The organism is Roseovarius sp. SK2, from assembly GCF_028807495.1.
GTDB classification, from domain to species: domain Bacteria; phylum Pseudomonadota; class Alphaproteobacteria; order Rhodobacterales; family Rhodobacteraceae; genus Roseovarius; species Roseovarius confluentis.
The window spans coordinates 1-19,973 of the sequence record NZ_JARAMK010000005.1 but is presented as its reverse complement, the minus strand read 5'-3'; the positions used below and the strand labels follow the sequence as shown (position 1 = coordinate 19,973).

Annotated in this window: 21 protein-coding genes; 9 read left to right on the top strand and 12 right to left on the bottom strand. The window is 62.5% G+C overall.

Features of this window, described 5'->3' with window-relative positions:
• The first annotated feature begins 70 nt into the window (after nt 1-70).
• The gene (locus PVV74_RS11120; protein WP_170067240.1) at nt 71-997 is read left to right on the top strand and encodes a Crp/Fnr family transcriptional regulator; all 927 of its coding nucleotides are present in this window, start codon (nt 71-73) and stop codon (nt 995-997) included.
• Here PVV74_RS11120 and PVV74_RS11115 read toward each other — a convergent pair.
• The gene (locus PVV74_RS11115) at nt 964-1,230 is read right to left on the bottom strand and encodes a hypothetical protein (protein WP_274593230.1); all 267 of its coding nucleotides are present in this window, start codon (nt 1,228-1,230) and stop codon (nt 964-966) included. The two genes, PVV74_RS11120 and PVV74_RS11115, sit on opposite strands and share 34 nt — an antisense overlap.
• Here PVV74_RS11115 and PVV74_RS11110 point away from each other — a divergent pair.
• Complete coding sequence (locus tag PVV74_RS11110; RefSeq protein WP_103764069.1) at nt 1,202-2,035, top strand: universal stress protein; 834 nt, start codon at nt 1,202-1,204, stop codon at nt 2,033-2,035. The genes PVV74_RS11115 and PVV74_RS11110 overlap by 29 nt on opposite strands.
• A 3-nt stretch (nt 2,036-2,038) precedes the next feature.
• Here the strand turns inward: PVV74_RS11110 and PVV74_RS11105 are convergent, their stop codons facing one another.
• The 3 genes from PVV74_RS11105 to PVV74_RS11095 form a co-directional block, all read right to left on the bottom strand.
• On the bottom strand, nt 2,039-2,437 hold the full coding sequence (locus PVV74_RS11105) for a hypothetical protein (protein ID WP_103764070.1): 399 nt from the start codon (nt 2,435-2,437) through the stop codon (nt 2,039-2,041).
• A gap of 12 nt (nt 2,438-2,449) precedes the next feature.
• A complete protein-coding gene (locus PVV74_RS11100) occupies nt 2,450-2,794 on the bottom strand; it encodes a hypothetical protein (RefSeq protein ID WP_146050053.1) in 345 nt (114 codons plus the stop codon).
• 64 nt (nt 2,795-2,858) lie between these two features.
• The gene (locus PVV74_RS11095) at nt 2,859-3,509 is read right to left on the bottom strand and encodes a BON domain-containing protein (protein WP_103764072.1); all 651 of its coding nucleotides are present in this window, start codon (nt 3,507-3,509) and stop codon (nt 2,859-2,861) included.
• 184 nt (nt 3,510-3,693) lie between these two features.
• On the opposite strand from PVV74_RS11095, the gene PVV74_RS11090 reads away from it, so the two are divergent.
• Nucleotides 3,694-6,351 carry a cation-translocating P-type ATPase gene (locus PVV74_RS11090; protein WP_274593229.1) on the top strand — a complete coding sequence of 886 codons (2,658 nt, stop codon included), beginning with the start codon at nt 3,694-3,696 and terminating at the stop codon, nt 6,349-6,351.
• On the opposite strand, the gene PVV74_RS11085 is transcribed toward PVV74_RS11090, so the two are convergent.
• The 5 genes from PVV74_RS11085 to PVV74_RS11065 all read right to left on the bottom strand — a co-directional run bounded on the left by PVV74_RS11085 (nt 6,333) and on the right by PVV74_RS11065 (nt 8,406).
• Entirely contained in the window at nt 6,333-6,503 is a 171-nt protein-coding gene (locus tag PVV74_RS11085; protein WP_274593228.1) for a hypothetical protein, read from the bottom strand. The genes PVV74_RS11090 and PVV74_RS11085 overlap by 19 nt on opposite strands.
• A gap of 7 nt (nt 6,504-6,510) precedes the next feature.
• Complete coding sequence (locus PVV74_RS11080) at nt 6,511-7,062, bottom strand: HPF/RaiA family ribosome-associated protein (protein ID WP_274593227.1); 552 nt, start codon at nt 7,060-7,062, stop codon at nt 6,511-6,513.
• A gap of 31 nt (nt 7,063-7,093) precedes the next feature.
• Complete coding sequence (locus PVV74_RS11075) at nt 7,094-7,372, bottom strand: glycine zipper 2TM domain-containing protein (protein ID WP_274593226.1); 279 nt, start codon at nt 7,370-7,372, stop codon at nt 7,094-7,096.
• A 66-nt stretch (nt 7,373-7,438) separates the two neighbouring features.
• The gene (locus PVV74_RS11070; RefSeq protein ID WP_274593225.1) at nt 7,439-7,942 is read right to left on the bottom strand and encodes a hypothetical protein; all 504 of its coding nucleotides are present in this window, start codon (nt 7,940-7,942) and stop codon (nt 7,439-7,441) included.
• The gene (locus PVV74_RS11065) at nt 7,912-8,406 is read right to left on the bottom strand and encodes a ribose-phosphate pyrophosphokinase-like domain-containing protein (protein ID WP_274593224.1); all 495 of its coding nucleotides are present in this window, start codon (nt 8,404-8,406) and stop codon (nt 7,912-7,914) included. Before PVV74_RS11065 ends, PVV74_RS11070 begins: the two co-directional genes overlap by 31 nt.
• A gap of 241 nt (nt 8,407-8,647) precedes the next feature.
• Here PVV74_RS11065 and PVV74_RS11060 point away from each other — a divergent pair, with 241 nt between their 5' ends.
• Together PVV74_RS11060 and ftsH are read left to right on the top strand one after the other, a co-directional pair.
• Nucleotides 8,648-9,652, top strand: coding sequence for a hypothetical protein (locus PVV74_RS11060; protein ID WP_274593223.1), 1,005 nt, complete (start codon nt 8,648-8,650; stop codon nt 9,650-9,652).
• 101 nt (nt 9,653-9,753) lie between these two features.
• Nucleotides 9,754-11,652, top strand: coding sequence for an ATP-dependent zinc metalloprotease FtsH (gene ftsH, locus PVV74_RS11055; RefSeq protein WP_274593222.1), 1,899 nt, complete (start codon nt 9,754-9,756; stop codon nt 11,650-11,652).
• A 2-nt stretch (nt 11,653-11,654) separates the two neighbouring features.
• Here ftsH and PVV74_RS11050 read toward each other — a convergent pair whose 3' ends face one another.
• The 3 genes from PVV74_RS11050 to PVV74_RS11040 form a co-directional block, all read right to left on the bottom strand.
• Complete coding sequence (locus tag PVV74_RS11050; protein WP_274593221.1) at nt 11,655-12,968, bottom strand: Do family serine endopeptidase; 1,314 nt, start codon at nt 12,966-12,968, stop codon at nt 11,655-11,657.
• A 173-nt stretch (nt 12,969-13,141) separates the two neighbouring features.
• The gene (locus tag PVV74_RS11045) at nt 13,142-14,893 is read right to left on the bottom strand and encodes a PHA/PHB synthase family protein (protein ID WP_274593220.1); all 1,752 of its coding nucleotides are present in this window, start codon (nt 14,891-14,893) and stop codon (nt 13,142-13,144) included.
• A complete protein-coding gene (locus PVV74_RS11040) occupies nt 14,890-15,237 on the bottom strand; it encodes a phasin family protein (RefSeq protein ID WP_170067242.1) in 348 nt (115 codons plus the stop codon). Before PVV74_RS11040 ends, PVV74_RS11045 begins: the two co-directional genes overlap by 4 nt.
• 542 nt (nt 15,238-15,779) lie before the next feature.
• Between PVV74_RS11040 and dctP the strand changes: the two genes are divergently transcribed.
• The 4 genes from dctP (at nt 15,780) to PVV74_RS11020 (ending at nt 19,902) form a co-directional block, all read left to right on the top strand.
• Nucleotides 15,780-16,859 (top strand): TRAP transporter substrate-binding protein DctP, encoded by a 1,080-nt coding sequence (gene dctP / locus PVV74_RS11035; RefSeq protein WP_274593219.1) that lies wholly within the window; start codon nt 15,780-15,782, stop codon nt 16,857-16,859.
• A 75-nt stretch (nt 16,860-16,934) separates the two neighbouring features.
• Nucleotides 16,935-17,450, top strand: a complete 516-nt coding sequence (locus PVV74_RS11030; protein WP_103764082.1) for a TRAP transporter small permease subunit — start codon at nt 16,935-16,937, stop codon at nt 17,448-17,450.
• 3 nt (nt 17,451-17,453) lie between these two features.
• Nucleotides 17,454-18,770 (top strand): TRAP transporter large permease, encoded by a 1,317-nt coding sequence (locus PVV74_RS11025; protein ID WP_211286164.1) that lies wholly within the window; start codon nt 17,454-17,456, stop codon nt 18,768-18,770.
• Nucleotides 18,760-19,902: an NAD(P)/FAD-dependent oxidoreductase gene (locus tag PVV74_RS11020; protein WP_274593218.1), complete on the top strand. Its 1,143-nt coding sequence runs from the start codon at nt 18,760-18,762 to the stop codon at nt 19,900-19,902. The genes PVV74_RS11025 and PVV74_RS11020 overlap by 11 nt, the downstream gene beginning before the upstream one ends.
• Nucleotides 19,903-19,973 lie beyond the last annotated feature (71 nt).

The window sequence follows — 19,973 nt, the reverse complement described above, 5'->3', positions numbered from 1 at the left end:
GAAAGACCCCATGTGAAAGTTGCAAGGACCAATGCGGCCGTCTGTCATGGCCCGGACACTGGGGGGACCAATGCATACTTCGACGACGACGGCGCAAATTGCGCCGGCTCAAATCTGTGCATCTTGCGCGGCACACGACTTCGGCCTTTGTGGCATGCTGGGCGACGCATGCTCAAGCTTGCTGTCACCACGATGCCATCAGACCCGATACAAAAGAGGCGACGAACTGGCTTTACAAGGAGAACTTACAGACCGGATCGGGATCATCTCATCGGGTCTGGTGAAGGTCGTCCTGATGACCGCGGACGGCGAACATCACATCCTTCAGCTCCTCAAGCCCGGCCATATCGTCGGGGATCCATGCAAGGCAGAGAACGCGTTTTCCTGGGAAGCCGCGACATCGGCCCGTATCTGCTGGGTCAACCGCGCGACGCTGAACGCTTTGATCCGGGATGAGCCGCAGATTTACCGGGCATACCTTGCTATCACCGCACAACAACTGGAAGAGCATCGGCTGTGGGCTGCTTCCATGCGTGGCCGCAATACCCTTCAGCGCATAGCGTTCTGGATCGTGCAACAATTGCCTGACGCGCGCGACGGCGCCAAGGCAACCGTCCGGATACCGCTGACCCGACGCGATCTGGCTTCGCTGCTGGACATGACCGTAGAAACCCTATGTCGAGGCCTGCACCAGCTTGCCGATCGAAACGCCATATGCTTGCTGACCCCGGAAGAGATAGATGTGGTCGACATGACCAAGCTCCGGCTATTCGGGCGGTGTGGTGAAGACCGCGTGCACGAGGTTCTGAACGCTCCGGACACCAGAATGGACAGTCAAAAGCCCTTCTGTATTGCCCGACAGCAGACACCCGCTCGCACACAACCGATACCAGCGCAGTCCAGCCGGTCCGAAATGGAAAGACGCCACGGAAAAGTCAGGCTGATGACAGCCGTCAATGATGATCAGCCAAAGCTATGGATTCCTGATCGCGGGTAATAACCCGCAACCATGGAGGTACCAATGGCAGATCCGAAGTCGAAGCCGAAACCGGCCAAGCAGAGCAGCAAGCCTGCTCCGTCGACCGCGAAACCGGCAAAACCCGCGCCCCAACAACAGGCCGGGTCCAAGTAATGCAAAGGCCGCCCCGAAACCTTCGGGACGGCCATTTTTAAGTTCACGAATTTCAAAGGAATAATTCCAATGCCCGTCAAAACCATCGCATTGGTCATTTTCGACTCCGCCGAAGCAGAATGGCTTATCAACAAATGCTTCACACTTGCCCTATCGCTCGATGCGCACGTGATTGGCCTGCATTCTTTCTCTCAGGTCGTCTTCTTCGATGGGCTGAGTTCCGCACCGATGGTGTATGCAACCTTTCAGGACTGGCAGATCAAGGAATCCGACAAGATTCGCGACCTGTTCGACGAGGCGTCGCGCAAAAACGACCTGAGGACTGAATTTCGCCGGCAGGACGCGCTCTTCGGCAGCGAAAGATTTTTCCTGGCGGGCGCCCGCGCCGCCGATCTGGTGGTCATGGGAAGCAATGGTTCAGGCACACGCGCGCCTGATGATCGGGTCACGGCAGAACGGCTGATCCGGAACCTCGGTCGTCCGGTGCTGGTTCTGTCGCCCGAAGCAGACGTGAAAGCCCCCTTCGACACCATTGCCATCGGCTGGAGCGAAACCCGCGAAGCCACCCGCGCCGCGCATGATGCGCTCGACCTTGCCAAGCCCGGCGCGCAGATAGACCTAATCGCACTGGTCGCCCGCGCAAGCGATGAAAAACCAGGCTTCGACAGCCGGGATGAGTTTGCAATTGCGCTCGACCGCCGTGGATTCAAGGCGACGACGACCGACAGGATGGCGACGGTCGATCATCGCGGTCAGGAACTGCTGAACGCCGCGCACGATTGCGAGGCCACGCTTCTCGTCGCGGGCGCCTTCGGGCACTCGCAATTCTACGATTTCATGATCGGCGCCGTTACGGGGCACCTTCTTGAGAAGGCAAATCTTCCGGTTCTCCTGTCGCGATAGACCTCACTCCTGATCCTCGGATTTCCGGCGCGGCAACAGCAACGCGATGCCCGCCGATATTGCGGCCGCCGCCAGTAGCGCGAGCCGCAAGGTCTGCCGCTCCGACAGCCCGGCCACCCCGCCCTTGAGAACGCCCAGTGCGATCCCGGCCAAGGGATCGGAAGACTTCGACCGCTGTTTTTCAGAGGCTACCGCAAGACGAAGAACAAGGCCGATCAACAGCGCCGTCGCAGCCAGCGCCCCCGACATCACCAGGAAAGCACCGCCCAAGCCAAGGGCGGGGCTTGCCATTATCACGATGCCCGCGATCAGACAGGCCCAGCAAGTCAGGCCCAGAATACCGATGACAACGGCCAGAGCGGCCCTACGCGCGCCGGCTGCTATGCGGTCGCGAGGCAGCATTCGACGCGCCGCTCAACTATGCCGACGCGCCAGCAATCCGAGAATGAGACCGAAACCGATCACGCCAAGGATACCCCCGGCCCACGCTCCCGGATGATCCCGCACGCTGCGCTCGACGCTTTTTTCCAGCTGCTCCACACGGTGCTCCAGCACCTGTATCGCCTGCCGTCCTTGGCGGATCAGTTCCTCGGATTGCTGTTCGAACTCCTCACCGACCTCGCCCATCCGCTTCTTGCCGACTTTCTTCAGCAACTTCCCGAGATCCTGTACCGCGGCGCGAAATTCATGAAGATCAGCGCTCAGATCCTCGGAGGATAGGCCCGTCGCTTTCTGTGTTTTCGGAATATCTTCCGGCATCTCGTTCTCCTTTCAGAAAAGGTTGGCGAACCGGGCCGAAACGTCGGCCCGGCATCTGGTCTTGTCAGGCGCCGATTGAAATGTGATCGACAACGCTGGTCACGCCCGGTGCGGCCCAGGCCGCCCTTTCTGCCGCATCGCGTTCCGACCAAGTGCGCACCTTGCCGTCCAGCGTGACCTTGCGGTCATCGACTTTCACGTTGATTCCCTTGGCCTCCAGCTCGGCATCTCGCCGCAACGCGTTCTCGATGCGTTGACGAACGTCGGTCGGGCTGACGCTCGGGGCAATCTGTATCAGGTTCGATACGCTCTTGACGCCGGTCAGGTCCCGAACGGCCTTTTCCGCAGCAAGCTTTTCAAAATACCACTTCACCTTGCCGCTCAGGGTCACGAGGCCTTTCTCGACCTTCACCTGCACAGCATCCTTGGGGACAGAACTGTTCCAGCGAAGCGAATTTGCCGCGCGATGCGCGATCTCGTCGTCGGCCGTGATATGCGACCCAACTGGCCGTACCTCGATTTCTTGCGCGATGGCCCGTACGCCCTTGACCCGTTTCACGATGTTCTCCGCCATGCGTTTTTGAGCATAGCTTGGCACGTGACCGGTCAGCGTGACCGTTCCATCCTCCACCGCAACACCGATGTCGGCCGCGTCAATGCTTGGCTCGAATTCCAGTTCGTCGACGACATCCTGTCTGAGATCCTTGTCCTTCATTTTCTTTTCTCCTGAATGCGACACTGATTCCGTGTCAATGGAAGAAGAATGACGTCCACGCCATGCCGCCACATTGACCGCCGACAACGGGCGGCAGGCATCGTGGCACACTATTGACGGTCAACAAGACCAGCCCAGTCCAATCCCCTAACCTGCTCCCGACCGCTGCTGAAGGAGACCGGAATTGAAGCCTGAGTTCATCGACGTGCCGCATGCGCATTCGGTCGCCGAAGTCCTGCAAATGCTCGATACCGACGCCGAACTGGGACTAAGCTGCCACGAGGCGCAAAAGCGGCTTGCTCGCTACGGCCCTAACCACCTGCGCCAGATTAAACCGCGCAGCACGCTCTCCATCCTGTTTCACCAGGTCCGCGGATTCATCTTCTGGCTTTTGGTGGCCGCAAGCGCCTTCGCATTTTCGATCGGCGACACCGCCGAGGCTACCGCGATCCTCATCGTACTGGTTCTGAACGTCCTCATCGGCGTCTTCACCGAGCGGCGCGCCGCCCGATCGATGGAAGCGCTTAGACATATCGCCGACACCCACACCCGCATCCGCCGCGACGGCCACGTCTTCATGGCCGATGCCCGCGATCTCGTCCCCGGCGACATCGTCATCATCGAGGCGGGCGACGTCATCACTGCCGATCTGCGCGTGATCAAAGCCACTGGGCTGGAATGCGATGAATCCGTCCTGACGGGTGAATCGATCGCAGTCGCCAAATCCACCGAGGCTGTCGAAATCGACAGCATTCTCGGCGAGCGCATCGGTATGCTCTTCAAGGGCAGTGCCGTCACCCGCGGCCTGGCCGAGGCCGTGGTCACCGGCATCGGCATGCAGACCGAGGTAGGGCATATCAGCGCCTTGGTTCAAGCGGCCGAACCGGAATCTACGCCGCTTGAAAGCCAGCTCAACCGCCTCGGGCAGAAACTTGTCGCGCTGATGATCGCGCTCTGCGGTGTCACCGTCGGGGCCGGCTACGTACGCGGATATCCGGCAACAGAACTCATCCAGACCGGCATCGCGCTCGCGGTCGCCGCGATACCCGAGGGCTTGCCTGTTGTCGCGACCCTCTGCCTTGCGCGCGGTATGTGGCGGATGGCGACCCACAACGCCCTGATCCGGCGCCTGTCGTCCGTGGAAACCCTTGGCGCGACAACAGTGATCCTGACCGACAAGACCGGCACACTGACCGAAAATCGCATGAGCGTCACCCGCTACCTGCTCTCGGGCGAAACGCAGGAAGTCACAGCCGAAGGTCCGCTCGACACCGGCCAGTCGCCAGCTCTTCTATGGGCCCTGCGGATTGGCGCCTTGTGCAATAGCGCGGATCGCGGCGGCCCGCTGCAAAGCGAAGGCACCGGAGACCCGATGGAACTAGCTCTTCTCGACGTTGCGGCCCGGGCCAATTTGGACCTCGCAGGTTATCGCGTCGTCGCGGAGCACGCGTTCGATCCTGACCATCGCATGATGGCGCAGATTCACGAATTCGAAGGGCGGTTTCTTTTCTCGGTCAAGGGTGCCCCGGAAGCCGTACTCGCCAGATGCACACATGTTCTGTCAGACTCTGTGACACTTCCGCTGGACGCCGCCGCGCGACATGCCTGGCAGAACAAGAGCTGCGCCGCCGCCGCCAAAGGTCTGCGCTGCCTCGCCCTGGCCATGAAAAGCCGCGACGCATCGAACGAACACCCCTATGCCGATCTAATGCTGATCGCGATTGTGGCGTTTGCCGATCCGATGCGGCATGAGGTACCCGCCGCCATCGCGGCCTGCAAGACGGCCGGTATCCGCGTCGTCATGGTCACCGGCGACCACGCCGCCACGGCCCTGCGCATTGCGCGCGACGCCGGGATCGATCCGGGCCGTGCCGCGATGCCGGACGACCTCGACCTCGCCACGCTCGACCCTGCGCGTGTCGATCCGGCCACTGCCCAACGTCTGTTGCAGACCAACGTCTTCGCCCGCGTTTCACCGTCCGGCAAGCTGGCGCTCGCCACGTTCCTCCAGAAATCGGGCCAGATCGTCGCTATGACCGGGGATGGCGTCAACGATGCACCGGCCCTGCGCAAGGCCGATATCGGCATCGCCATGGGCCATCGCGGTACCCAGGTCGCCCGTGAAGCCGCCGAGATGGTCCTGCGCGACGATTCTTTCGCCACAATCGTGACCGCGGTCCGCGAAGGCCGTGCGATCTTCGACAACATCCGGAAATTCGTCGTCTACCTGATGTCGTGCAACCTGTCCGAAGTGCTCGTCGTCGGCATCGCCGTGGCTGCAGGCTTGCCCGCCCCACTGACGCCTTTGCAGATCCTCTTCCTGAACCTCGTAACGGACGTATTCCCAGCCTTCGCACTCGGGCTCGGCCCCGGCGATCCCGACATTCTGAAACGTCCCCCCCGCCACGCCAAAGAATCGATCATGGGCCGGTACCAATGGCGCCGCGTGGCATGGCTGGGGACACTCATCACTGTGGCGACGCTAGGCGCGTTCGGCCTTGCGCTTTTCTGGTTGGCGCTCGCTCCGGCGCAGGCCACCACAGTCGCATTTCTGACCCTGTCCTTGGCGCAGCTGTGGAATGTCATCAATGCGGGCGACCCAAGGCGCGGACCGGTAGACAGTGGCGCCATGCGAAACCCGTTCGTCTGGGGCGCGATCACGCTCTGTCTCGGTCTCGTGGCAACGGCCCTTTGGGTGCCAGTCTTCTCGGACGTTCTTGAATTGCCCTCGCCAGGCGGTGCGGGCTTGGTGCTGGCATTGGGGACCAGTTTTCTCCCGCTCGTTGCAATGCCGATAGCCGCACTCCGCGCGAGGGCCCAGAATCACGCGCTCCAGTCGTGAACATGCACGTCACGTCCCGAATGTGCCTCCAGGATCTTGCGGGCAAGAGTTTCCCGTTCCACGTCATTGACCCTGACCCATAACAGTATACCGCCGTGGCGTATCTGTTCGGAATAATAGTCCCGATGCGCCTTGGCTTTATCCTCTGTCATTGTACGCTCATTCCAACCTTGTGAGGGAGACCGCGAAGGGACCCTTGTCACCCTGCTCTTCACGAAACCGCAGGCGGTCGCCTGTCCCAAGGTCATCCCAAACATCCGACGTGAAACCATCACGTTGGAAATAGACCTCGCGCCCGTCATCGCCGCGCAGATAGCCATACCCCAGCTTCGGCTCTATAGACGTGATCTCGCCATGCAAGACCGGCGCATGATGCTTGACCTCGACACCACCCATTTTCTTCTTCTGACGCTTGAGGTGCTTTTCGGCTGCCGAGAAAGCCCGGTTCACGGCCAGCAGAAGATCATCGCGCGCGCTGCCCTGCGCAACTTGCCGCGACACCGCGAAATCGGGCCCGGGCAGGTGCAGGTTCAGACGGACCCTGACCACCCGCCCGTGCGGCTTGCGCTTTTGCGGCGCATCCAGCGTGACCTCGCATCCGGTGACCCGGTCGCTGATCCGCTCCAGCACCGTGATACGGCGACCCACCAACTCGGACACAGCCGGCGATGGATCGAGATTGCGATAACTGATGATCGGGTCAATCTGCATAGACCTCTGACCTTCTGGCTCTTCGACCTCCCTATGGGCAGGGCGCCCTGTAATAGGTGCCATCTCCACGTGCGTAGGCGCAGTTACCGGTTTCCGTGTTCTGCGCCACCAGAGTGCCCGCCGCAGCTCCGGCCAGCGCCGAGATGAGCCGCCAGTCGTCATCGGCTCCAAGCGCGTCCGCCGTGATCAGACCTGCCGCAGCCCCGGCGGTCACGCCGACAACGGTCCGTTGTTGCTCCGTCAGGTTTTCGCATCCGACCAGCAGCGCAAATCCCGCGAGGAACAAAAGCGTCTTCAAATTGCGCTCCATGCGTTGAACCTCCAAATGACTAAGTTTCTCGTGCGCTTTCCTGTTTCGCATCTTGCGGTTTTCCGGTCATTGATGGTTATCAACAAGCTCCGGCGCGCAGGCGACCGACAGAGAGATCTCTTGCCCCCGGTTCACGGCATCAATGGCATCGGCGATCAGGGGCGCGCAGCCCAGAATCCTGAACCAGTCCGGCGGCTCTGCAGGAAGATGGGCAAGCGGCGCCACGCTGTCAGTCACCGTCACGCTGTCGATCACGCCCGAGGCGCAGAAATCCTGAACTGTCTGCGCCTCCAGTAGCCCGTGAGGGGCAAGGACATGAATACTGCGGCCGCCGTGATCCCGCACGGCCCGTGCCGCGCGCAAAACGGTTCCGCCGCCGCAAATCATGTCATCGCCAATGTGTACGACGCGGTCCTCGACCTCTCCGGCAAAGAGCGATCCCGACACAATTCCGGCCGAGCGGCGCTTTTCCATGAATCCGAACGACACCTCTCCGTCGATGCGCGCTTCGAGCGCCTCACGCAAAAGCTGGGCACGCTTTACGCCACCGGCATCGGGTGACACGACCACCAACGCGCGTCAAAACTCTGCGCTGCGATATGCGCCGCAAAGAAATCCTGCGTAGCCAGGTGAACCGTCCGGCAACGAAAAGCGTTCTGGAACGCCGCGAGGTTGTGAACCTCAAACGTCATCACCAGTTCGACACCCACCGCTTCCAGAAGCTGCGCGACATAGCGGCTGCTTACCGGGTCCTGCGGCTTTGTCTGCCGGTCCTTCCGCGAATAGGCAAGGTACGGCACGATTGCAGTAATGCGCGCCGCCCCATGCTCCCGGCAGGTTGCGAGGAAGAACAACAAGCGGACCAGCTTGTCGTTCGCCGATGCGACGCCATCGCCGTGAAGCGAGTGCAGCACGAACACATCCCGTCCCCGGACACTGACAAGGGGCCTCGACTTATGCTCGCCGCCCTGAAAGTCGCGTTCTTCGTGCGCCGCAACCGCATAGCCACCGGCGGCGGCCACCCGCGCGCCCAAGGTTTGCGATCCGTTGAGAGCGAAAAATAACATGACGCAAGGGTTCCCATGCGCAATCGCAAAGCATTGACCGTCATCAATGCCACCACCTGCCTGGTTTCACATTCTCGAATGGCCGGTCATCGCTCGGGTGACCCGCATGTCTTTCGGGGTTGATCACGCTCTCATGCAGAACGCCATGCCCTTTGCCCGGCCCCATCACCCACCACGTCGCAGTTCTGTGCGTTCGCGGATCAACGACTTGAGCGCCTTCCTTCAGGATCCTGCCAACTGGCCGACCGGCACGGTTCCAGAGTTCATCGAAACCCACGCATCGCTCGTGTTTATGGGCGGCGACACGGTCCTGAAGCTGAAGAAATCGATCCGGATAGGCGCTCTCGATCTGCGGTCTGTCGCGTCACGCCACCATTCGTGCGAAGAGGAGTTTCGCTTGAACCAGGAACTTGCCGGGGACATGTATCGCCGGACGCGGCCAATCACCCGTCATGTCGACGGCAAGCTCGCCCTGGATGGACGCGGCACTATCGTCGACTGGCTGTTGGAAATGCGCCGCCTTCCCGCGGCTCAGATGCTCGACTATCGCCTTTTGCACGGCCCGGCTCCATCCAGGAAAGAGATTCATCGCGTCTGCGATGTCATGGCCGCCTTCTACCTGCGTAGCAGCCCATCCTCGGAATTCGGAACAGAATACATGGCTCGATGGCAGCGGGAGGCTTCCATCAACGCCTGCCACCTCGCTGACCAAAAGAGCGTGATTGGAGAGGCCTACGACCCCGCGCTGCCAGAGATGGCAATCTCGGCACTCGAGAATTGCAGAGCCGAGATCATGAAACGCGGGGCGCTCGGGTTGATCGTCGAAGGGCACGGCGACCTTCGGCCAGAACATGTGAACCTCGGCGACCCGCCGATCGTTTTCGACCGACTTGAATTCGACCGAGGGCTTCGGCTTGCGGATCCCTACGAGGAACTCAACTATCTTGGACTCGGCTGCTCCCTGCTGGGAACGCACTGGATCCGTAACGCACTGCTGCACTGGCTCGCGGACTCGGGGCTCGACCGTCCCAGCCCGGCGCTGATGAATGCCTACAGCCTGAACCGTCTGCTCACCCGCGCCCGTCTCGCAATCGATCATCTGCTCGACCGCCATATCCGTACCCCCGAGAAATGGCCCCGACAAGCCAGGCAATGTCTCTCAGCGGCCCGGCGCTTCGTCCACGACACGCCGTCTGTGTGGCAAGCACCTTAGGCTTCGAAAATGACCGTCCGCACAGTATCCAGCATCTCCATACAGTCGCGTGACAGACCTGCGCGACGGCCTCGAGCGAACAAGACAGGAGGAACGAAGCCGTGAAGTCTGAACGCGCCCTGAACCTTGGCTACATCCTGTTCGCCTTCTTCGCGGTCTTCGCGTTCCAGGCCTGGATCGCCGTCAGCCAGACAATCGTACTGGATTACTCGCAATTCATTTCCTACCTCGAAGAGAGCCGCATCGCCCGAGTGACCGTGACCGAAACCCGGATCGAAGGCGCATTCACCGAGAGCATGGGTGGCAAGACGCTCTTCGTGACAACACGCGTCGATCCGGATTTCGCCTCAATGCTCGCCTCATACGGGGTAGAGATCGCCGGCGCATCCGATTCCAATTGGCTGACGACGCTTGCGTCCTGGATCGCTCCGGCCGTGATCCTCGTATTCTTCTGGGCCTTCGTGTTCCGCCGCTTTGCCGAACGGCAGGGCATGGGTGGGCTGGTCAATGTTGGTAAGTCCAAGGCCAAGGTCTGGGTCGAGCGCAACACCGGCGTGACCTTCGCCGACGTGGCGGGCGTTGACGAGGCCAGGACCGAGCTACAGGAGATCGTTTCGTTCCTGACCGATCGCGACCGCTTCGCGCGCCTCGGCGCCCGCGTGCCCCGCGGCATCCTGCTGACCGGGCCGCCTGGTACGGGCAAGACCCTGCTGGCCCGCGCCGTGGCCGGAGAGGCAGGCGTGCCTTTCTTCTCGATCTCTGGCTCCGAGTTCGTGGAAATGTTCGTCGGCGTCGGCGCCGCCCGGGTGCGCGACCTGTTCGAACAGGCCCGCAAGGCCGCTCCCTGCATCATCTTCATAGACGAGCTCGACGCGCTTGGCCGGGCGCGCGGCGCGATCTCGGGCTTCGGCGGCGCCGACGAAAAGGAACAGACGTTAAACCAGCTACTGTCCGAACTGGATGGTTTCGATCCGACCGTGGGCATCGTCCTGCTGGCGGCGACCAACCGACCGGAAATTCTCGATCCGGCCCTCACCCGGGCCGGGCGCTTCGACCGGCAGATCATCGTCGACCGCCCCGAGCGCAGGGGACGGCGCGACATCCTCGCGGTGCATATTCGCAAGATCACAGTCGACCCAGCTCTGAGCCTCGATGACGTCGCGGCCCTCACGCCCGGCTTCACCGGTGCCGATCTCGCAAACCTCGTCAACGAGGCCGCCATTGTCGCCACCCGGCGCGGCGGGCAGGCCGTGACCCTTCAGGACATGACCGAGGCCGTTGAAAGGGTCGTGGCCGGGGCGGAACGCCATTCCCGGCTGCTCACCCCCGACGAGCGATGGCGCGTCGCGATTCACGAAATGGGTCACGCGCTGGTCGCCGCGGCCCTGCCGGGGGCCGACCCGGTGCACAAGGTTTCGATCATTCCCCGCAGCATCGGCGCTTTGGGCTACACCATGCAGCGCCCGACAGAAGACAGGTTCCTGATCACCGAAAGGGAACTGCGCGACCGGATGGCAGTGCTGCTGGCCGGGCGCGCGGCCGAGGCGCTGGTGCTCGGGCAGGTTTCCAGCGGCGCGGAAGACGACCTGGCCAAGGCCACCGACATCGCGCGCTCGATGGTCATGCGGTTCGGCATGGGACAGACGATCGGCCCCGTGACGCTCGAAGAGAAACGCCTGCGATGGTTACCGGACGCCGATACCGGCCCGCGCGACTTTTCCCAGGCCACGGCTCGGGAGGTGGACCTCGACGTTCGCGCGGCCCTCGATGCGGCGTTCCAAAAGGCGACCGCCGCGCTTGAAAAAGCCCGCGCAGACCTCTTGTCCGGCGCTGACCTGCTCTGCGAGAAAGAGACGATCACGCCACAGGATTTTCCGGCGATCTCCCGAACGTCGGCATCCGCCCCTGCGCCCGGCAACGGCGACGAAGGCCTCGCCATCGGTACGAGCGTCTCCCGCACAGCCGGTCCAATGCTCACCAATCACGGCTCGACGGGATAACCCTAACCAATAGTGGTGAAATACGCGCGCCCCGCGCGATAGATCCGCAAGATCAGCGGCCCGTCCGATTGACGCGCCCGCCTGTCCAGCTCTTGCGGGCTGTGAACCGGTTTGCCCCCGGCCTCAACAATGACATCCCCGGGCCGCACCCCCGCCGCGCTCAGTGGGCTGGCGGCATCGAGATCCTCGACCAGCACGCCACTCCGCCTGCCGCCCGACCCCTCGTCCACTGGCACGGACCTCAGGGTCGCGCCATCAAGACGCCCGGTCGCCGGCACGGAAGGCCCGCCCCTGTTCGCTTCGACTTGGGAACCGCCCGCGCGCCCAAGCGTAACACGCATGCTCTGCGGCCTACCCTCGCGGATCAGTCCAAGCCGCACTGTAGCGCCCGGTTGTTTGAAGCTCACCGCCAGCCGCAACTCCGCCGCATCGGCAACTTGATCATTATCGACAGCCACGACGATGTCCCCGGGTTTCAGCCCGGCAACCTCTGCCGGTGATCCGGGAACGATATCGGCGATCAGAACGCCGCCCGTGTCCGCAACCCCGAAGGCCTCCGCCAGGTCAGGGTCCAGATCCTGTATCATGATCCCGATCTGGCCTCGCTCGACGCGGCCGTTCTCCACCAGTTGCAGCGCAACCTGCATCGCCATGTCGATGGGAATGGCAAATCCGATTCCGACATTCCCCCCGGTCGGCCCCGCGATGGCAGTGTTGATCCCCACCAGCTCGCCACGCAGGTTCACCAGCGCACCGCCCGAATTGCCCGGGTTGATTGCTGCATCGACCTGGATGAAATCCTCGTATCCCTCTATTCCAAGTCCCGTGCGACCCAATGCGCTCACGATCCCCAGCGTAACGGTCCCTTCCAGACCAAACGGGTTCCCCACCGCCAGGACATAATCGCCCACGCGCAGACCGCTCGACCGCCCTATCACCAGGCCCTCCAAGTTCTCTGCGTCGATGCTCAGCGCGGCGATATCCGTCTCTTCATCTATCCCGCGGATCTCGGCACGCAGGTCGCGCCCATCGGACAGGTGAACCGTGATACTCTTGGCGTATTCCAGCACATGCGCATTTGTCAGCACCAGTCCCGCCTCGGCGTCCACGATCACACCCGAGCCGCTGGCCTCGACGAAGCGTTCAAGCGGCACGTCGTGCGGCAGAAAGTCGAAGAACTGCCGGAAGAAAGGATCGGTAAAGACAGGGCTCTCCAGACTCTCCTGCGATGACACGGATATGGAAACCACCCCGGGCGCGACGCTCTCGACGATTGGCGCCAGCGATGGCGTCACAGCCATCTCGTCGGCGCTCAACCTAACCTCCGGCATCACCGGAGACGCCGCGCACAACGCGCCGCCAAGAACTATCGAAAAGAGCGGTCTCAAGAGCACAGGCATTTGTCGATCCTCCCGAATGAACGTGCGCCTTGGTGCAGTCTCGCCCGGAGCCAGTTTCTCACAATGACGGCAATCAATCGTCCGCGACTTTACCTTTCCAGAACATAACGACCGGGCGCAGGCGCCAGCACCGGCAGGTCCCGTGACGCCGCCGACACGGCGACGGGCGCGCCTGAACGGGCTGCCAGCCATCTTGCCCAGGCCGGCCACCACGATCCGTCCTCGACCGGTGTTTCCTCGAACCACCTCTCGGGGTCGCGCCACCGGGCCATCGAAGGACGCGTGGCACAGCGGTAATGCCGGTTCGGGTGGTTCGGCTCGGAAATGATCCCGGCATTATGCCCGCCATTCGTCAGGACAAACGTCGTCTCGCTGTCTGCCGCCAGCGTCGCCTTGTAGACCGAGCGCCAGGGCGCGACGTGATCCCTCTCTGTGCCCACCAGGCAGATCGGAACCCGGATGTCCGACAGAACGACCGGATGCCCCTCCACCTTAAGGCGCCCCTCCGAAAGATCGTTGTTCAGGTAGAGCTTGCGAAGATACTCCGAATGCATCCGCGCGGGAAGTCGCGTCGCATCGGCATTCCACGCCATCAAGTCGGTCACCGGGTCGGGCTGACCCAGCAAGTAATGCGTCACCATTCGCGACCACAACAGGTCGTTCGACCGCAACATCCGGAACGCCCCCGCCATCTGGCGGGCCTCCAGAACGCCACGCTCCGCCATGATTTCCTCCAGAAAGGCCACCTGCGCCTCCGACAGGTACAACTGGATCTCGCCGGCTTCGGTGAAATCGGTCTGCGCGGCAAACAAGGACAGCGTCGCCAGCCGGTCATCCCCGTCCCGCGCCATCGCCGCCGCCGCGATGGCCAGCAGCGTCCCGCCCAGGCAATAGCCGGTCGCGTGCACCTTCTGCCCGGACCACCGCGCGACCACATCCATCGCCGCCATCACGCCCTGCGTCCGGTAGTCGTCAAGCGCCAGGTCTCGGTCCCGCTCCGTCGGGTTGCGCCAGGAAATGACGAACACCGAGAATCCCTGCGCCACCAGCCACCGGATCAACGAGTTTTTTGGCGACAGGTCCAGAATATAGTATTTCATGATCCAGGCCGGCACGACCAGCACGGGTTCGGGCCGAACCTCGCCGGTACTGGGGCGATAGCGGATCAATTCGATCAGGTGATTGCGATAGACCACATCCCCCTCGGTGATCGCGACCTCGTGGCCCGGTCGAAAGGCTTCGGTGCCCGCAGGCGGGGCATCGGTTGCGCTCCGAAGCAGATCGTCGGCCAGGTATGTCGCCCCGCGCAACAGGTTCGCGCCCCCCTCCGCCCAGGTACGCTCCAGCACTTCGGGGTTGGTCCACGCGAAATTCGTCGGCGCCATCATATCGAGGATCTGCCGACCGAAGAATTGCACCTGCCGTTCGTTTTCAGGCGTCACGCCCAGCGGTCCGGTCGTGGCGGCATGCCACCATTGCTGGCTCAGCAGAAATGATTGGGACCACAGGTTGAACGGCCATTGCTTCCACGCCTCACCGACAAAACGTCGGTCCTGCGGCAGCGGGTCGATACAGCCTTCGGTCTCCTCCGACCGGGCGCAGTTCATAAGAAAAGACTGAAGGCGCAGCGCCTTGCGTAAGCCCTTTCCCCACAATTCGACCTGCCGACCGGGAGAGGCCGCCAGGTGAGCCACCCAATCGAACCACGCCAACCAGAGTGCAATGGGCGACACCCCCATGGTCAAACGTCCGATAGAGACACTCATCGCACGGTCCAGCGCATCGACGGGCGTCACGTCATGCGCGCCGCGATGCAGCTGAGGCAACTGTTCGGGTTTCATGCCGCGTCTTGCGCGTTCCCGCTGGCAATGTCGCGGCTGGCTTTCTGAATCACGGTATTCATGCGGTTCGCCTCTTCCTGGTATTCGTCCAGCGCCTTCTGGAAAAAGGCGGACTGGATCTTGGGCAAATCCGCCGGGTTCCGGCATTGAAGCATATCGTTCGCCGTGCGCAGATCCTGCCGCAGGCGGCCGGTCACGAACCCTGTCCATTCATCGCAAAGATCCAGCCACGCGTCGGCCATCGCCGCCCCAAATGCGCCCAGTGGCCTGATGAAGGTCATTTCCATTTCGGCCATACGTTCTAGCGCCTCGTTCGCGCCGGGTGTTTTAGATGTCTTTGTCATGTCCAATCCTCCTATGGACACCCAGTTCAACACAGCCGGACACAGCTTCATTGACGGCGGTCAACGCGTCGATTTTCGTTGTGCAAACAACGACCCGTTACAGGTAACTCAGAAGCACTGAGCTACTCTTTCTCCAATTGTCTCGAAGGCGCTTCCAACTCCTCTCTTCAGCTGACAAACAAAGCATACGATCTCGGCGACAAGTCCAGTCACGGCTTGATTACCGATCGGAAGCAAGGCCTCACGTTGGAATCGCAATGCCCCGTCACATTGGTAGCGAAAACCGTCGCTTCGCTTGGCGTTTTGAGCCAACACTGACAAAAGCTTGATCCTCGCCAAGTTTGCGACGCTTTCAACGTGATCCCTAAACTGACATATTAGTCGCCTATTACATGAATATTGACCGTCGATCAAAAGTCGTTTACGAGTCTTCGATGCAGCTCCCCGGCGCAGACAAGCGTCCATCTCCGTCAACTATTCCTAAGGAGAATGACGGTTTGGAAGGGAAGAGCCTGCAACAAACCAGCTAGGGAGGAGATCAAATGTCACCGTTAAAGAAAGGCATCGCGACCGTTGCGCTGGCCGCCAGCATGACCGGCGCTCTGATGAGCAGCGCCGCGCTCGCCGCCGAACACGAATGGAAAATGGCCACCACTGTCACCGGCGGTCCGCTGATGGAACTGGGCGCCGAAGCCTTCGCCGAGCGCGTGTCTCAAATGACCGAAGGCCGCGTAGAGATCGAGGTGTTTCCCGCCGGCACGCTGGGCAAGGCGCTCGATGTGTCCACCACCGTGAAACGGGGCGTGGCCGAGGTCGGCCACACATGGATGGGGTACGACTGGGGCAAGGACAAGACCACCGTGCTCTTCGGCGGTTTTGCCGGGTCGATGGACAGCGAGCGCATGCTGCACTGGCTCTATCAGGGCGGCGGCCAGGAACTCTGGACCGAATTCCGCCAGGATCGCTTTGGCATCGTCTCCATGCCGCTCTTCATGCGTCCCGCCGAGGTTTTCCTGCATTCCAAGAAACCCGTCTCGACGCTCGAGGACCTGCAAGGCCTCAAGATGCGCACCGCCGGGGCGTGGCTGGAGATTTCCAGCGAGCTGGGCGCCTCGCCCGTCACCATGGCCGGTGGCGAGGTCTATACTTCGCTTGAACGCGGCACCATCGACGCCACCGAGTGGGGGTCGCTCTATGAAAACGTATCGCCCGGCTTCTACCAGATCGCCAAGTACGTGGTGGTTCCCGGCGTGCACCAGCCCGTCGCGCCTTATGAGCTGGTGATCAACGACGCCGCTTGGGAAGCGCTCTCGGAACAGGACCAGGAAATGGTCCGGTTGGCCGCGGAACTGGTGACGTTCGAAAGCTGGATGCGCCTTGGAAACGAGGACGCCAAGGCGTTGGAATTCTACCGCGACAACGGCAACGAGATCATCGTCCTGGAAGACGAGGTCAAGGACGCCGCCAAGCGCCTCGGCATGGAATGGGCCGACCGCCAGGCCGAGGGCAATGAATGGTTCGAGCGCGTGCTCGCCTCCCAACGCGAATTCGAGTCCACCTGGTCGGAGGCCGACAGCTATCGCAAGATGGCCCTGCCGCCGCAAGACGGCTCGTCCAACTGAACGCCCGACCGGACAGGTGCAGCCCCGACCCGCTGAGGGGCCGGGGCTGCCTCGCCGTCCACAGGAAACTCTGACATGATTACATCCATTCGCCGCTTCATCGGAGCGATCAGTGGTGTCCTGGGCTATTTCTCGGCCCTCATCCTCGTCCCCCTGATCCTCGCCTCGGTCTACGAGGTCGTCTCGCGCTACGTCTTCAACCAGCCAACCATCTGGGCCTACGAGATCGGCTACATGGCAATGGGCGCATCCTTCCTGCTGGGCTCTGCCTACGCCCTGCGCGACGGCCAGCATGTGCGCATCGACGTCCTCGCCTGCCGCTTCTCGCCGCGTCTCAAGGCCATTCTCGATCTCGCGGGATACCTGCTTTTGTTCCTGCCGATCGGCATCTGGCTGAGCTTCGCTCTCTACCACTACACGATCGAGGCCTACGAATGGGGTGAACGCTCCGGCGAAAGCGCCTGGAACCCTGTCGTCTGGCCCTATCACCTGGTGTTCTTCACGGCCTTTGTGGCGATGGTCCTACAGGCCATCTCCGAGGTGCTCGGCTGCCTCCAGGTCCTGTTTGCTCCCGACGCGAAGGAGGTCTGAGCCATGGAATATCTCGCACTCTGGATGTTTCCGGTTCTGCTGCTGATCCTGCTGACCGGGTTTCCGATCGCCTTTTCGCTGATGGGCGTGGCCACCATTTTCGGCTACATCACCTTCGGCGACACCGTCATTTACCAGTTCATCGACAAGATCGACGAGGTCGCGGGAAACTTCGTGCTCGCCGCCGTGCCGCTCTTCGTCTTCATGGGCACCATGCTGGAAAAATCCGGCATCGCCGAACGCCTGTTCGATGCGGTCCACATCTGGACCCGCCGCCTGCCCGGCGGGCTGGGGGTCGGCACGATCTTCATGTGCGTGATCTTCGCCGCCTCAACCGGCGTGATTGGCGCGACTGAAACCGTGGTGGGACTTCTGGCCATCCCGGTCATGATGAAACACAGCTATAACAAGGGGCTCATCTCGGGCACGATCTGCGCCGGCGGCTCGCTGGGCACCATCATCCCGCCCTCGGTTGTGGTCATCATCATGGGGCCGATCGCGGACGTCTCGGTCGGCGATCTCTTCATCGGCATGATCATCCCCGGCCTGACCATGGCGACGCTCTACGTCGTCTACATCATGGGCCGCTGCTACCTGCGTCCGCAGGACGGCTCGCTGGTTTCGGATGACGAGTATCTGCCGACGCTGGGCGAGCGCCTCTGGATCACGCTGACGGCCTTCCTGCCGGCGGCGCTGATGATCTTCGCGGTGCTGGGCTCGATCATGCTCGGCCTCGCCTCTCCGACCGAGGCGGCGGCGATGGGCGCCTTCGGGGCCGTGATCCTGGCGGCGGTCTACCGCACGCTCAACTGGAAAACACTGCGCCTTGCCCTGCTGAACACGGTCAAGGTCACGTCGATGATCCTGATGATCCTGCTGGCGGGCTCGATGTTCTCGGGCGTCTTCGTCGGTGCCGGCGGCACACGCGTCACGACCGAACTGATCGCCGCGTCCGATCTCAGCCCCTGGGCCACGCTGGCGGTGTTCCTGATCATCGTCTTCATCGCCGGCTTCGCACTGGAATGGATCTCGATCCTTTTGATTTTCCTTCCGGTCTTCATTCCGATCGTCACGCAGCTCGGCTTCGACCCGGTCTGGTTCTGCATCCTCTTCCTGATCGTGATACAAACCAGCTACCTGTCGCCGCCGATGGCCCCGGCCATCTTCTACCTGCGAGGCATCGCACCGCCGGAGATCACCATGCCCGACATGTTCAAGGGGGTCGTGCCCTTCATCATCCTTCAGCTCTTCACGCTGGCGTTGGTGATGGCCTTCCCGCAGATGGTGCTCTGGCTGCCGGAGAAAGTCCTTGGCTTCTAGACAAAAGCTCCTTGTCGTCGGCGGCGGTTACGTCGGCTGCGACGTGGCCCGCCGGCTCGACGGAGTGATGGACGTCACCCTGGTCGAGCCGAAACCGGCCTTCCTCCACGCTCCCGCCATGATCCGCGCATTGGTCGAACCCGACCTTCTGGCGGCCGCGACGATCCCCTATGACGGCCTGCTGCGCGAAGGGCGGGTTGTTCGGGGCCGCGTCGCCGCCCTTCATTCCGAAGGCGCAACCCTCGAGGATGGCACGGAGATATCGAGCGACTTCACCCTTGTCGCCACTGGCTCCTCCTACAACCTGCCCTTCAAATCCTCAGCGGAAGACCTCGAAGTTTTCCTCGATGCGCACAGAACGCTCGCGGAGCGCATCGCACAGGCCCGACATATCGCCATTGTCGGTGCGGGTCCGGTCGGCACCGAACTCGCGGGCGAAATCGCGACGGCCCGGCCCGACGCGCACGTCACCCTGATCGCCGCCGCCCCGCTTCCGATGCCCGACCAGCCGGCCAGGCTGGGTCGCGCACTCATGAACCGGCTGCACAGGCTGGGAGTCAAAGTCATCACGCATCGCTCCGCGCCCGGCATTGCTGCCGGCATGGATGCGCAGGACGGCCCTCTGAGTCTTTCGGACGGGCAGGACGTCGCGGCAGACCTCGTGCTCCCCGCGCTCGGCGCGATGCCCTGCACCGATCTTCTCTCCGCCCTGCCCTCGGTGCGCCTCGACAGCGCGGGCCGGGTGATGACCGACCCATACCTGCGGCCCGCGCCGGGCGCACTGCCGGGGCTGTTCACGGGGGGTGACATGGCCGCAACCGGCGACGCGATGACCATCGTCGGCATCCTGCGGCAAGGCCCGTACCTTTCGAAGATCCTGCGCGCGGCGGCCGGGGGCAAACGTGTCGATGTGCTGACTCCTTACCGGCCCTGGCGCGACGCCCCCATGCTCGTGCCTGTCGGCCCACGCCTCGGCGCCAGCCACCTGCCCCTGCCGGGCCCGTTGGCGCTGGCCGGCACCATGCGCGGCCCCGGCGACAGGCTGACACGCCTTGCCAAGGGCCGCGACCTCTTTGTTGGGAAATACCGCCGCCAGCTCGGCGCGCAGCGCCTCAAAGGGTCGCGCGGGTGAACTCGGAGATATAGTCGATCAGCTTGTCCGACGCCTCGCCCGCTGCCGCCGGGTCGCCCTCGGCGATCTTG

Bases quoted from the DNA above. Each gene is read 5' to 3' on its own strand.
- PVV74_RS11025 (WP_211286164.1), top strand. From the start codon at position 17,454: ATGGAATATCTCGCACTCTGGATGTTTCCGGTTCTGCTGCTGATCCTG.
- PVV74_RS11030 (WP_103764082.1), top strand. From the start codon at position 16,935: ATGATTACATCCATTCGCCGCTTCATCGGAGCGATCAGTGGTGTCCTG.
- PVV74_RS11100 (WP_146050053.1), bottom strand. From the start codon at position 2,794: ATGCCGGAAGATATTCCGAAAACACAGAAAGCGACGGGCCTATCCTCC.
- PVV74_RS11045 (WP_274593220.1), bottom strand. From the start codon at position 14,893: ATGAAACCCGAACAGTTGCCTCAGCTGCATCGCGGCGCGCATGACGTG.
- PVV74_RS11120 (WP_170067240.1), top strand. From the start codon at position 71: ATGCATACTTCGACGACGACGGCGCAAATTGCGCCGGCTCAAATCTGT.
- PVV74_RS11085 (WP_274593228.1), bottom strand. From the start codon at position 6,503: ATGACAGAGGATAAAGCCAAGGCGCATCGGGACTATTATTCCGAACAG.
- PVV74_RS11095 (WP_103764072.1), bottom strand. From the start codon at position 3,509: ATGAAGGACAAGGATCTCAGACAGGATGTCGTCGACGAACTGGAATTC.
- PVV74_RS11075 (WP_274593226.1), bottom strand. From the start codon at position 7,372: ATGGAGCGCAATTTGAAGACGCTTTTGTTCCTCGCGGGATTTGCGCTG.
- PVV74_RS11040 (WP_170067242.1), bottom strand. From the start codon at position 15,237: ATGACAAAGACATCTAAAACACCCGGCGCGAACGAGGCGCTAGAACGT.
- PVV74_RS11115 (WP_274593230.1), bottom strand. From the start codon at position 1,230: ATGACCAATGCGATGGTTTTGACGGGCATTGGAATTATTCCTTTGAAA.
- PVV74_RS11110 (WP_103764069.1), top strand. From the start codon at position 1,202: ATGCCCGTCAAAACCATCGCATTGGTCATTTTCGACTCCGCCGAAGCA.
- dctP (WP_274593219.1), top strand. From the start codon at position 15,780: ATGTCACCGTTAAAGAAAGGCATCGCGACCGTTGCGCTGGCCGCCAGC.
- PVV74_RS11080 (WP_274593227.1), bottom strand. From the start codon at position 7,062: ATGCAGATTGACCCGATCATCAGTTATCGCAATCTCGATCCATCGCCG.
- PVV74_RS11105 (WP_103764070.1), bottom strand. From the start codon at position 2,437: ATGCTGCCTCGCGACCGCATAGCAGCCGGCGCGCGTAGGGCCGCTCTG.